Genomic DNA, 12,067 nt, shown 5'->3' with positions numbered 1-12,067 from the left:
CGCCATGCCTGCAAGCCCTGATGACCTGTTCGCCTATCTCGATGCCCTCGGCATTGCCCATTCGACCGTGTGGCACGAGGCCATGTTCACGGTCGAGCAGTCCTCCGCGCTGAAGGCGGACATGCCGGGCGCGCACACCAAGAACCTGTTCCTGAAGGACAAGGACGGACAGCTGGTGCTGATCGCGGCGGAAGCACATGGATCGATCCGCCTGAACCAGCTGCACAAGCTGATCGGAACGGCGCGGCTGTCCTTTGGAGCGCCGGGGCTGATGACCGAGGTCCTGGGCGTGGTGCCGGGCTCGGTGACGGCGTTTGCGCTGATGAACGACAAGGCGGGGCGCGTGCGATTCCTGGTGGACGCCGTGCTGGCAGCGGCGGAGATGGTGAACTTCCACCCGCTGGTGAACACCGGTACGACCGCGATTTCACAAGCCGATTTCCGCCGCTTCGTGGAGGCGACAGGGCATGGATTCGAGGTGTTGGATTTCAGCGTGCTTTGAGCAAGGCCCTCACCCGTCCCGGCCCGATCGGACCGGTCCGCCCTCTCCCGCACGCGGGACGGGTGTTTAAGGTCAGACGCGGGCTTTTGCGGTTGCGGGTTTTAGGATGCCGCGGTTCAGGAGTTCCTCGGCGATCTGGACCGCGTTGAGGGCGGCGCCCTTACGCAGGTTGTCTGCGACGCACCAGAAGGCAAGGCCATGCTCGACCGTCTTGTCGGTACGGATGCGGCTGACATAGGTCGCCCATTCGCCGACACATTCCTTCGGCGTGATGTAGAGGTCTTCGGCCGGATCATCAACGACCATCAGGCCCGGGCTTTCGCGCAGCAGGGCGCGGGCCTGCTTGGCGCTGAGCGGGCCATTCATCTCGATGTGGACAGCTTCGGAATGGCCGACGAAGACCGGCACGCGCACGCAGGTGGCGACCAGTTCGATGGCGGGGTCGAGGATCTTCTTGGTCTCGACGGTCATCTTCCACTCTTCCTTGGTGAAGCCGTCCTCCATGAACACGTCGATCTGCGGGATGACATTGAAGGCGATCTCCTTCTGGAAGACTTCCATCACCGGCTCGTCGTTTACGAACACGCCGCGCGTCTGGTTCCAGAGCTCGTCCATGGCCTCCTTGCCGGCGCCGGAAACGGACTGGTAGGTCGACACGACAACGCGTTTGATGCCAACTGCATCGTGGATGGGCTTCAGCGCGACGACGAGCTGGGCGGTGGAGCAGTTGGGGTTGGCGATGATGTTCTTCTTCGCATAACCCATGACGGCCTCAGCGTTCACTTCCGGCACGACCAGCGGCACGTCCGGATCCATCCGCCAGGTGGACGAATTGTCGATCACGATGGCGCCGGCCTTGGCGATCTTCGGTGCCCACTGCTTGGACACCTTGCCGCCGGCCGACATCAGCACGAGGTCGACGCGCGAAAAGTCGAACTGTTCCAGGTCGTGGCACTTCAACGTGCGGTCGCCATAGGAGATTTCCTTGCCGATCGAACGGCGCGAGGCGACGGCGAAGACTTCGTCCGCCGGGAAGAGACGCTCGTCCAGAATGTTGAAGAGCTCGCGCCCCACATTGCCCGTTGCGCCGACAACCGCGATCCGCGTGCCCATGAGTGTCTCCAGTTCCAATGACAGGGGGGCTATATGGCGCATCTCGCCCCCGGCTTAAAGCGGCTTGTGCAATCCGCCCCTGGCTGGCAGGAGGGGGAACCACTCAAAAAGGGATCTGCGCGCCGTGCTGGACGAGATCATCCGCCGTTATATCGCAAGCTATAATGACCGTGACATCGACGCGATGCTGGCCTGTGTGACCGATGATGTCGTGTTCGAGAACATCTCAAATGCCGGCCAGTCGATGCGCCTGGATGGCAAGGCGATGATGCGCCAGGTGGCGGAAGTGTCCGGCAATGCCTTCTCCTACCGCCGCCAGCGGCTGATCAATATTGTCACAGGAACCGGCAAGGCCGCCGCCGAAATCGAGTTCGAGGGCCGCGCCGCCGTGGATCTGCCGAACGGCGTGCGCGCAGGCGAGACCGTGAAGGTGCGCGGGGCCAGCTTTTTCGAGTTCCGCGGCCCCCTGCTCTGCCGGATTGCGGATTATAGCTAGGCGCTCTCTTTCATTTGCGGCCGACGCAGTTCCGGCGCGAGGCCTTCTCCCATCAGGTCGATGAAGTTTTCCGAGTAGAAGTTCGTGATCTGGGTGGGGGTGCAGCCGGAGAGCGTTTCGTCGAAGCGTTTGAGCGGATTGCGGCCGCCTTCGACGTGCGGGTAGTCGGAAGAGAAGAGGCAGATCTCGTCGCCCGAATTGCGGATGATCCAGCCAGCATCCTCGTGCGGATAAGGCGCGGCGCGGAACTGGCGGCGGACGATCTCGGAGGGCCTGGCCGAGAGTTTCTGCAGGCGTTCCTCATTGCGGATGAAGGCGTGCGCGGCCGAATCCATGGAGCGCATCCAACCCGGCACCCAGGCGGCGCCGAGTTCGATGGCGCCCCATTTGAGACGCGGAAACCGGTCGAACACGCCGTCGAAGATCAACGTGGCGAGCGTCTGCATCGCCGATTGCGGGATGGGCATGTAGGAGACGGAGGTAAAATTGTCGTCGCCGCCATGGAAATCCGGCACCGGCGGCAGGCCGTTTTCCTTGTAGACGGGGTTCAGCTTCTCCTCGCCGCCGACATGCAGGAGGATGGGCAGGCCCGCCTCTTCCGCCGCGCGCCAGACGGGGTCGAGGCCAATATGGCTGGGTGAGTGTTTCTGTGGGCATGCGGATGGAACCATGATGCCCTTCGCGCCAAGCCTGATGGCGAGTTTGACCGTGGCCTCGGCGCGGGCGAAATCCTCCAGCGGCACATAGGCGACCGCCAGCAGGCGCGGATCGACGGCGCAGAAATCGGTCATCATGCGGTTGTGCGCATCGGCGGCGGCGTAGCAGAGCTCCATATCGCCGGACTGGTCGAGGCCGAAATTGCCGAGACAGAAGGTGGTAAAGACAAGCTGGCTGGCGAAGCCCAGCCGGTCGAGCGCGGCGGGCCGGTCTTCGCGCCGGAAAGATCCGAGGGCTTCGTAATTCTTCTTCAGCAGGATCGCCTCGCTCGCAGCGGCGCGGTAGGCTTGGTCCTCGTGGCGGGCGCGTTCCTTGTTCATCCAGGACGCGTGGGCGTGCTTGGCCTTGTAGATCGGCAGGTCATGGTAGCGGGCCTGAAGGCGCGCCTCGAAATACGGATCGAGCACGTCCGTCATTTCCATGAGATGGGAGTCGGCGTCATGGATCAGACGCCCGGCAGCATACGACATTTCATTTCCTCCGCACTTTTTTGCAGAGGATGTCACAGACGGGCGGCTTGTCCAGCCGGATCAGAGTGCGGCGATGATCGCGTCGGCCATCTGGCTGGTGGTGAGCTCGCCGCCGAGGTCGCGCGTGCGGGCGCCCCGGTCGAGCGCCTTGCCGACGGCGGCGAAGAGGGCGTCGGCCGCCTTTTCCTTGCCCAGCGACCAGCGCAGCGCCATTTCCAGCGAGAGGATGGCAGCGCAGGGATTGGCGATGCCCTGCCCCGCAATGTCCGGCGCGGAGCCATGGACCGGTTCGTAGAGGCCCGGCGTGCCGGGCGCGCCGAGCGAGGCCGAGGGCAGCATGCCGATCGAGCCGGTGAGCATGGCCGCTTCATCGGAGAGCAGGTCTCCGAAGAGGTTGTCGGCGAGGATCACGTCGAACTGTTTCGGCGCGCGGACGAGTTCCATCGCGCAGGCATCAGCGTACATGTGGGCGAGGGATACGCCGCCGCCGAACTCGGCGTGTGCGAGGGTGACTTCCTGACGCCAGAAGAGGCCCGATTCCATGACGTTCGATTTCTCGACCGATAGGACACGGCCGGTGCGGCCGCGGGCAATATCGAACGCGACGCGGGCGACGCGCTCGATTTCCGGATGGGTGTAGATGGCGGTGTCATAGCCGCGGCGCAGGCCGCCGGCTTCGTCGATGCCGCGCGGTTGGCCGAAATAGACGCCTCCCGTCAGCTCACGGACGATCATCAGGTCGAGGCCTTCGACCTTGTCGCGCTTCAGGCTCGACGCGTCGACCAGGGCCGGGAAGCAGAAGGCGGGGCGCAGGTTTGCGAATACATCGAGCCCCTTGCGCAGAGCGAGGAGGCCGGCTTCGGGGCGCTTGTCGCGGGCAGTGCCGGTCCATTTCGGGCCGCCGACAGCGCCGAGCAGGACGGCGTCCGAATGCCGGGCGCGCTCCAGCGTCTCGTCTGTCAGCGGGGTGCCATGCGCATCGAAGCTGGCGCCGCCAACCAGGCCGGTCTCGATCTCGATGTCGGGCACGAGCAGTTCGGCGATGCGGCGCGCCTGGGCGGTGACTTCAGGGCCGATGCCGTCGCCGGGCAGGAGGAGGAGTTTCTTCTTCATGGGTCGGGCTCTCCGCGCACATCACAGTTGACGGGGTCAGTAGCGAGCCGGGGGCCCGCGCGCAACCGGGGTCAGATCGGCTCGGGGGCCGCCTCGTAAAGGCGCAGGTCGCGGCCCGTGATGCCGAGCTGCGGGAAGAAGGCGCGCCAGGTTGCCATATGCGCCGTCTTGAAATGCGCGGCGAGCACCTCGCGGCTTTCCCAGCGCTCGGTGACACGGATCAGGCCGGGGTCAAGCACGTCAATGCTGTAGGCATAGTCGATACACCCCGCCTCGGCGCGGCTGGCGCGGATCATCTGCTCCATCACCGGGCGGGCGGCCTCTAGATTTTCCGGCGGAATGCGGACCGTGCCCTCGATGACAATCATTCAGCGGTGTCCGGCGCCGGTTCGGCATCCCCGTCCGGCGCGTCCGCATCGGCGGGCGCAGTCTTCTCCGGAATTTTCACGCCGGGCACTTCAGGCTTGATACTGAAGGGATCGTTGTGACAGGCGCCGAGCGCAGACAGGAGGAGCAGCGGCAGGATCAGGCGGGCGGGGCGGATCATGGCGTTGTCTCCCATCGGGCGCTAGCGGGCGGGTTCGAGCCAGGGCGTGGCAGCGCGGCGCTGCTGTTCGAACCGGTCGATCTCCGGCGCGGCGGTCAGCGACGCGCCGATCTCGTCGAGGCCGGCCATCAGGTTGGACTTGCGCCCCGGATCGACATCGAACCGGAAGGTCTCGCCGTCGGGCGTGGTGACGGTCTGCGTGGCAAGGTCCACCGTGAAGACATGGTTGGCGCCGCCGGCGGCCTTGGCGAGCTTCTCGCACACATCAACCGGCAAGCGGACCGGCAGGATGCCGTTCTTGTAGCAGTTGTTGTGGAAGATATCGGCGAAGGATGGGGCGATCACGCAGGTGATGCCCTGGTCGAGCAGCGCCCAGGGGGCGTGTTCGCGCGAGGAGCCACAGCCGAAATTCTCCCCCGCGATCAGGATCGAGGCCTTGGCATAGGCCGGCTTGTTCAGCACGAAGTCCGGATTGGGCGAGCCATCCGCCTTGGTTTTCAGCTCATGGAACAGGCCCGTGGCGAGCCCGGTGCGCGTCGTCGTCTTCAGGAACTGTTTTGGGATGATCATGTCGGTGTCGACATTCGACATCGGCTTGCCCTTCTCGAGCAGGGGCGCGGCAGTTCCGGTGAGGGATGTGAATGGGGTCATGGAGCTGCTTTTAATCCGCCACGCCGGAAATGAACAGGGTGGGCACGTTCAGGGTACCGTCGCGGACGGTGAAGACCTGCGTGCCGGCACGCCGGCCTGTGCGCACATCCGAGACATTAAAGCCCTGACCCGCAAGGCGGGCATGGGCGGCCGCGATATCGCCGACGCGCCAGGTAAGGCCCCAGAAACTGTCCGGCCCGGCGGCATCTTCGTCCTGACTGAGGCGATGGGCAATCTCGACCGTAAGGCCACCGGTGCGGAAGAAGATAAGGCGTACGCCCCATTCCGGCGCGGAGCGGTCCAGCGCGAGGCGCAGGCCGAGCTTGGCGCCATAGAGCGCCATCGCGCGGTCAGGGTTGGGCGTGTTGATCACCAGATGGTCGAGCGCATGGACGGAACCGAGCGGCACTTCGGCCGGCTCCGGGGCGCCGTCGACCGGCTCGACGAAGAACCAGCGCACACCCGCCGTGTGCTCCGGCGGGCAGCGGAAGCGGCGCCAGGTGCGGGTCACTCCGCTCGCGGCATGCCTGCTGGCACCCTCTTCGATGGCGGTGGGCGCCAGGGCGAGGCGGCTGAGCGCGCGGTGATCGCCGGCGAGGTCGCCCGAGCGGAAGGCGAGCGACTTGAGGCCCGGGCCTTCTGAGGTAATGCGTTCGCGCAGGTGATCGGCCGCAGGCGTGTCGCCGGCGGGGGCAACGAGTTCAAGCGCCGTATTGCCAAGCTGGAACAGCGCGGTTGCGATGCCCGCCTCGCTCGTCGCCTGCCAATCCGGCGCACGGCCGAGCAGCGCGGCATAGACCGCCGTGCCGGCCTCGATCTCCGGCGCGAGGATCACGATGTGATCGACGCCGTTGATCATGCCGCCACGCTCGCCTGCGGCAGGCAGGTGTTGACGTCCTTGAAGCCCGGCAGGGCCTCGACCCGGGCCATCCATTTGCGCACGTTCGGATAGGGTTGCAGGTCAATGCCGGCCTGGCCCGAATAGGCGGCGATGCCGTAGATATCGATGTCGGCGATGGTGGGGCCCTTCCCCACCAGCCAGTCGCGGCCGTCCAGCAGCGAGTTCAGTTCCTTCAGCCCGCCGAGGGCGAGCTGCAGGTTCGCCTCGGCGACCTGTTCGGGAAACTTGAAGAAGCCGAGCTTTGCCGCGCGCGTGCGATAGATGCCTGTGGTCAGCGTACCCGCGCCCCAGAGCTGCCATTCGCGGGCGCGCAGGCGCTCACCCCGGTCCTTGCCACCGAACTGGCCGGTCTCGTCTGCGAGATAGTCCAGGATCACCGAGGATTGGCAAAGGCAGTAATCGGTCTGGCTGTCTTCCAGCACGGGCACCTGGCCATAACGGTTCTTGATCAGGAAGGCGTCGGCCTTGTGCGCGCCGGCCCGGAGGTCGACATGCTCATAATTGAACGGCGTAGCGGTGAGGCGCAGCATCAGGCCGACCTTGTAGGTGGGGCCGGACGCGAAAATACCGTGCAGTGTAAAACGGGCCATCGGGAACTCCTGTTTGCAGGCCACCTTATGCAAGCAATGGCGGAAAATGGAAATCATGCCGTAGGGGGATTGGGGGCTGGCAGCACGGGATCGCGGCGCTACACTCCCAGCGAGCCGCACCGCCTGACGGGTACGGACGGAGGACATGTCCATGAAAAGCAGGCTTCTGGCTCTGGCCTTTGCCGTAGCTGCCTTTGCGCCGTCGGCCTCGGCTGAAGACGCCGTGCTCTACCAGTACCGAGCCGGCATGATCCGGGATGGCGCGTCCGGCGCGGTGGCGCAGCTCCAGGCAGCGATGAACCCGGCGCTGGCAGCCTGCGGCATCGACAAGGTCCTTCAGCCGGACGGTGCCTTCGGGCCCGGCACGCGCAGCGCCATCACGCAGCTGAGCGCATGCGAAGCCGTTTCCGCCCGTCTTGAACCGGACAGCCCGGCCCGAAGCGGCGCGATCACGGCGGCGCTGTGGCAGGTCCTGCTGCCGGGCACGCCGTTGCCGGATGTAGACACACGGGCCGCCGCGCTGAAGCTGACCTTCGAAGCGACCGACTATGACCGCATGGAATGGAACTATTGCCAGAGTTCGCCGCGCTACAATCCGGAAGAAGGCCAGCCGGTCTGCTATTCCAATGACCGCGCCTCCTACATCACATGGGGGCCGAACGGCGCGACGGCGGGGCATGGGCGCGAAGTGCAGGCCATTCTGAATGCGTTTCTCGCCGCGAAGCCGGAAACGAGCGGAGCGGAACTCGACGCCGCGTTTGGCAGCGAGGCGCCAGCGGTGCGGCGCATGCTGGAACTGAACGACGCGAACGCGGACTCACCCCTCGAAATCTACCTGTGCGGTGTGTGGATGGACCCAGCGCGGCGCGCGGCGTGGAAGGTGGGCTTCAAGACGTTTGGAACGATCCCGGCCGTCGGGGAGATCTACCGGGATGTGTACCAGTCGCAGTCCTTCGATGGGGGTAAGATCGCAACCTTCTACAAGGTGTGGACCTCTCCGGAATTTGCCCTGCCGGTCACCGAGATCGACCATGCTTTCTTCGTCGACCGCTCTACGCAGATGAGCATTTCTGGCCCGGCGCTGACCAGCGCGCTCCGTACACTGAAGGCTGAACGAGGCGAAGCCTGGCCGCCCTCCCCGGCAGACGTGCGCCGTCACATTGCACTCAATGTGCGCGCATCGAACAAGGCGGTGGTCGCCGATCGTCTGGGCCGTGACCTCGCCTTTTACGCCGCACAGATCGGCGCAGACGCCTTGACCGACGAAGAGCGCAGCGCGGAAAAGCGTGGCAGACCGAACGCCGACGACCTCGGCCTTAGCGATGCGCGCGTAATGCCCGCCTTCAGCCCCACCCCGACACTACCGCACCCGATGCCGGCCGGCACCGTGACGCCGGACGAGGCGGCGATGTGTCCGGTCGCCGTGCTCGCCCCGCAATTGCCGCCGAAGAAGTAGCCCGCGTCACAGCCCTTCGAACAGCGCCGTCGAGACATAGCGCTCGGCGAAGCTGGCGAGGATGACGACGATGGTCTTGCCGGCCATCTCGGGACGCTTGCCGAGCTGGACGGCCGCATGGGCCGCCGCGCCGGACGAGATGCCGCCGGGAATGCCTTCCATCTTCGCAAGCTTGCGGGCTGTGGCGAGGGCGTCTTCGTTCGAGACTTTCAGCACTTCGTCGATCAGGGATGTATCGGCATTGGCGGGCACGAAGCCGGCCCCGATACCCTGGATCATGTGCGGGCCGGGCGCGCCGCCGGAGAGCACCGGCGAGGCCGCCGGCTCCACAGCATACATCTTGAGGCCCGGCTTGCGCGGCTTCAGCACGCGGCCGATGCCGGTGAACGTGCCGCCCGTGCCGATGCCCGAGATGACCGCATCGACGGCGCCGGCCGTGTCGGCCCAGATCTCCTCGGCGGTCGTGTTCTCATGGATGGCGGGGTTGGCCGGATTGTCGAACTGGCTGGGGCTGACCGAGCCGGGGATCGAGTCCAGCAATTCCTTCGCCTTGGCGATGGCGCCGCCCATGCCTTTTTCCTTCGGGGTGAGTTCCAGTTCGGCGCCGAGGAAGGCCAGCATCTTTCGCCGCTCGATCGACATCGATTCCGGCATGGTAAGGATCAGGCGGTAACCGCGCTGGGCCGCAACGAAGGCGAGGCCGATGCCGGTATTGCCCGAGGTCGGCTCGATCAGCGTGCCGCCGGGCTTCAGCTTGCCGGACGCTTCCAGCGCGAGCACCATGGCGAGCGCGATGCGGTCCTTCACGCTGGCCAGCGGGTTGAAGAATTCGAGCTTGAACAGGAGGTCTGCGCCGACACCTTCGGCCTTTGCGAACTTCTCCGCCCGAACGAGCGGGGTGGCGCCAATGGTTTCGAGGATGGAGCCATAGACGCGGCCACGGGGGCCATCGAGCGCAATGCCGCCATCGAGTTTCACGGTCCCGGACATATGTTTCTTCCCTTCAGAGATGATCTTGAAGGGCCGAATATCGGCCTGTGCCCGCAGAAAGACAACCGAAGGGCCGGTTTAGAGGAACTGATGCCCGGTTGAGCCCGCCTGCGCGAACCCTCCTCCGGCACTCAGCCCTTCGAACAGCCGCCGCCGACGGATTCCAGAAGACGGGCGTCCTTGTCGGCGCCGGGCAGCGGTGTGGTCAGAAGCCGGTCGCCGACGAAGATGGAGTTCGCCCCGGCCAGCAGGCAGAGCGCCTGGCCCTCGGGGCTCATCTGTTCGCGGCCCGCCGAGAGGCGCACCCAGCTTTTCGGGAACACGATGCGACACGTGGCAATGGCGCGGGCCAGCTCGATGGAATCAATTTCCTCGCTGCCGCCGAGCGGCGTGCCCTTGATCGGGACAAGCTTGTTGACCGGAACGCTTTCCGGATGCGGGGTCAGTTTCGACAGCTCGTGGATCAGGCCGATCCGGTCGTCGCGCGTCTCGCCCATGCCGAGGATGCCGCCGCAGCACAGCTTGATGCCAGCCTGACGGGCGCGGCCGAGGGTTTCGAGCCGGTCGTCATAGGTGCGTGTGCTGACGACTTCGCCATAGTACTCGCGCGAGGTGTCGAGGTTGTGGTTGTAATAGTCGAGGCCGGCCGCCTTCAGCGCTTCGGCCTGGCCATCTTCGAGCATGCCGAGCGTGACGCAGGTTTCGAGGCCTTCCGCCTTCACGGCCGTGATCATCTCGGCGACTTTCGGCAGATCACGGTCCTTCAGCGACCGCCAGGCGGCGCCCATGCAGAACCGGTCGGCCCCATTGGCCTTGGCGCGGCGGGCCGTCTCGACCACTTCGTCCAGCGGCATGAGCTTTTCGGCCTTGAGGCCGGTGTCGAACTTAGCGGACTGGCTGCAATAGCCACAATCTTCCGGACAGCCGGCGGTCTTGATCGACAGGAGCTGAGACTTCTGCACGGCGCCGTCGGCCCAGTTGGCCGCCTTCACGGCCAGCGCCCTGGCCATCAGCTGGTCGAGCGGGAGTTCATACACCGCAGCGATTTCGGCCCGCGTCCAGTTCTGGCGCGGCAAGAGATCCGTCGTCATGGTCTTGTCCTCGATTTGTAGTCTGATTATCCGATCACGCCATTGAGGGCGGCGCGGGCGGCGAGCGCAGGGCTCATGAGATGAGTGCGTCCGCCGCGGCCCTGACGGCCTTCAAAGTTGCGGTTCGAGGTGGAGGCGCAACGTTCGCCGGGCGCGAGGATGTCGGGGTTCATGCCAAGACACATCGAACATCCGGGCTCGCGCCATTCGAAGCCGGCGGCCAGGAAAACCTGGTCGAGGCCTTCGGCCTCGGCCTGTTTGCGCACGATCCCCGAGCCAGGCACGACCATGGCGCGCACACCCGGCGCGACCTTGCCGGTCTTCGCGACTTCGGCGGCCGCCCGCAGATCCTCGATACGGCTGTTGGTGCACGAGCCGATGAACACGCGCTGCACCGGTATGCCGGCAATCGGCTTTCCGCCCTCTAGGCCCATATAGGCCAGCGCGCGTTCGCAGGCGCCCGCCTTGACCGGATCAGAAAAATCCTCCGGACGCGGAATGAGTCCGGACAACGCGATCGCCTGCTCCGGGCTGGTGCCCCAGGTGATCGTCGGCTCGACGTCTTCGCCCTTGATGTGCAGCACATGGTCGAACACGGCGTCGTCGTCGGAGAACAGGGTCTGCCAGTAGCGCACCGCGGCGTCCCAGGCGTCGCCCTTCGGCGCGGCGGGACGGCCTTTCACATAGGCGAAGGTCTTTTCGTCCGGCGCCACGAGGCCGGCGCGCGCGCCGCCCTCGATCGACAGGTTGCACAGCGTCATGCGCCCTTCCATCGACAGGGCACGAACCGTATCGCCGCGATACTCGATCACGCAGCCGGTGCCCCCTGCTGTGCCGGTGATCGCGATGATGTGAAGGGCCAGATCCTTGGCGGTCACGCCGGGGCGCAGCTCGCCCGACACCTCGACCGCCATGTTCTGCATCTTCCGCGCGCGGAGCGTCTGCGTCGCCAGCACGTGCTCCACTTCGGACGTGCCGATGCCGTGCGCCAGCGCGCCGAAGGCTCCGTGGGTCGAGGTGTGGCTGTCACCGCACACGATGGTCATGCCCGGCTGGGTCCGCCCCTGCTCCGGGCCGACGACATGGACGATGCCATTGCGCAGGTCGCCCATCGGGAAATATTCGATGCCGTATTCAGCGACATTGCGCGTCAGCGTTTCCAGCTGGTTGCGCGCTTCAGGATCTTTCACGCCCGCAAGACCGGCAGCCTGGTTCTCGGTGGGCGTGTTGTGGTCGGCGACGGCCAGCGTCAGCTCCGGGCGGCGCACCCGGCGGCCAGCGGCCTTCAGCCCGTCGAAGGCCTGAGGCGTCGTCACCTCATGGATCAGGTGAAGGTCGATATAGAGAAGGCTCTCGCCAGAGGCGGGGTCCGTGTGGACGACGTGCGTGTCCCAGATCTTGTCGTAGAGTGTCTTGCCCGGCATGGCGGC

At 65.7% G+C, this 12,067-nt stretch carries 14 protein-coding genes; 3 read left to right on the top strand and 11 right to left on the bottom strand.

Annotation, left to right across the window (positions count from 1 at the left end; translation table 11 throughout):
* Positions 1 to 4 precede the first annotated feature (4 nt).
* Complete coding sequence (locus tag GC148_RS07180) at positions 5 to 502, top strand: prolyl-tRNA synthetase associated domain-containing protein (protein ID WP_291069957.1); 498 nt, start codon at positions 5 to 7, stop codon at positions 500 to 502.
* A 72-nt stretch (positions 503 to 574) separates the two neighbouring features.
* Here GC148_RS07180 and GC148_RS07175 read toward each other — a convergent pair whose 3' ends face one another.
* Positions 575 to 1,615 carry an aspartate-semialdehyde dehydrogenase gene (locus tag GC148_RS07175; RefSeq protein ID WP_291070150.1) on the bottom strand — a complete coding sequence of 347 codons (1,041 nt, stop codon included), beginning with the start codon at positions 1,613 to 1,615 and terminating at the stop codon, positions 575 to 577.
* Positions 1,616 to 1,739: 124 nt separating this feature from the next.
* Between GC148_RS07175 and GC148_RS07170 the strand changes: the two genes are divergently transcribed.
* Positions 1,740 to 2,111, top strand: coding sequence for a nuclear transport factor 2 family protein (locus GC148_RS07170; protein WP_291069955.1), 372 nt, complete (start codon positions 1,740 to 1,742; stop codon positions 2,109 to 2,111).
* Here GC148_RS07170 and GC148_RS07165 read toward each other — a convergent pair.
* The 7 genes from GC148_RS07165 to GC148_RS07135 all read right to left on the bottom strand — a co-directional run bounded on the left by GC148_RS07165 (position 2,108) and on the right by GC148_RS07135 (position 7,100).
* Positions 2,108 to 3,298: an amidohydrolase family protein gene (locus GC148_RS07165; RefSeq protein ID WP_291069954.1), complete on the bottom strand. Its 1,191-nt coding sequence runs from the start codon at positions 3,296 to 3,298 to the stop codon at positions 2,108 to 2,110. The genes GC148_RS07170 and GC148_RS07165 overlap by 4 nt on opposite strands.
* Before the next feature lie 60 nt (positions 3,299 to 3,358).
* The gene (gene leuB, locus GC148_RS07160) at positions 3,359 to 4,411 is read right to left on the bottom strand and encodes a 3-isopropylmalate dehydrogenase (protein ID WP_291069952.1); all 1,053 of its coding nucleotides are present in this window, start codon (positions 4,409 to 4,411) and stop codon (positions 3,359 to 3,361) included.
* 71 nt (positions 4,412 to 4,482) lie between these two features.
* Positions 4,483 to 4,779: a putative quinol monooxygenase gene (locus tag GC148_RS07155; RefSeq protein ID WP_291069951.1), complete on the bottom strand. Its 297-nt coding sequence runs from the start codon at positions 4,777 to 4,779 to the stop codon at positions 4,483 to 4,485.
* Positions 4,776 to 4,958 (bottom strand): hypothetical protein, encoded by a 183-nt coding sequence (locus tag GC148_RS07150; protein WP_291069949.1) that lies wholly within the window; start codon positions 4,956 to 4,958, stop codon positions 4,776 to 4,778. Before GC148_RS07150 ends, GC148_RS07155 begins: the two co-directional genes overlap by 4 nt.
* A 21-nt stretch (positions 4,959 to 4,979) precedes the next feature.
* Entirely contained in the window at positions 4,980 to 5,609 is a 630-nt protein-coding gene (gene leuD, locus GC148_RS07145; protein WP_291069948.1) for a 3-isopropylmalate dehydratase small subunit, read from the bottom strand.
* Between the two features lie 10 nt (positions 5,610 to 5,619).
* A complete protein-coding gene (locus GC148_RS07140) occupies positions 5,620 to 6,468 on the bottom strand; it encodes a VOC family protein (protein WP_291069946.1) in 849 nt (282 codons plus the stop codon).
* Positions 6,465 to 7,100: a glutathione S-transferase family protein gene (locus tag GC148_RS07135; RefSeq protein WP_291069945.1), complete on the bottom strand. Its 636-nt coding sequence runs from the start codon at positions 7,098 to 7,100 to the stop codon at positions 6,465 to 6,467. Before GC148_RS07135 ends, GC148_RS07140 begins: the two co-directional genes overlap by 4 nt.
* Positions 7,101 to 7,251: 151 nt before the next feature.
* Between GC148_RS07135 and GC148_RS07130 the strand changes: the two genes are divergently transcribed.
* A complete protein-coding gene (locus tag GC148_RS07130) occupies positions 7,252 to 8,556 on the top strand; it encodes a hypothetical protein (protein WP_291069943.1) in 1,305 nt (434 codons plus the stop codon).
* A gap of 6 nt (positions 8,557 to 8,562) precedes the next feature.
* Here the strand turns inward: GC148_RS07130 and cysK are convergent, their stop codons facing one another.
* From cysK to leuC, 3 genes are all read right to left on the bottom strand, one after another.
* The gene (cysK, locus tag GC148_RS07125; RefSeq protein ID WP_291069941.1) at positions 8,563 to 9,546 is read right to left on the bottom strand and encodes a cysteine synthase A; all 984 of its coding nucleotides are present in this window, start codon (positions 9,544 to 9,546) and stop codon (positions 8,563 to 8,565) included.
* Positions 9,547 to 9,677: 131 nt separating this feature from the next.
* The gene (gene bioB / locus GC148_RS07120; protein WP_291069939.1) at positions 9,678 to 10,637 is read right to left on the bottom strand and encodes a biotin synthase BioB; all 960 of its coding nucleotides are present in this window, start codon (positions 10,635 to 10,637) and stop codon (positions 9,678 to 9,680) included.
* 26 nt (positions 10,638 to 10,663) lie between these two features.
* Complete coding sequence (gene leuC / locus GC148_RS07115) at positions 10,664 to 12,061, bottom strand: 3-isopropylmalate dehydratase large subunit (RefSeq protein ID WP_291069937.1); 1,398 nt, start codon at positions 12,059 to 12,061, stop codon at positions 10,664 to 10,666.
* Positions 12,062 to 12,067 lie beyond the last annotated feature (6 nt).

Origin of the sequence: Hyphomonas sp., assembly GCF_016125515.1 — a bacterium.
Classification (GTDB): Bacteria; Pseudomonadota; Alphaproteobacteria; order Caulobacterales; family Hyphomonadaceae; genus Hyphomonas.
Note: the sequence above shows the minus strand (reverse complement) of the source record. Positions and strands in the feature narration are given on the sequence as shown.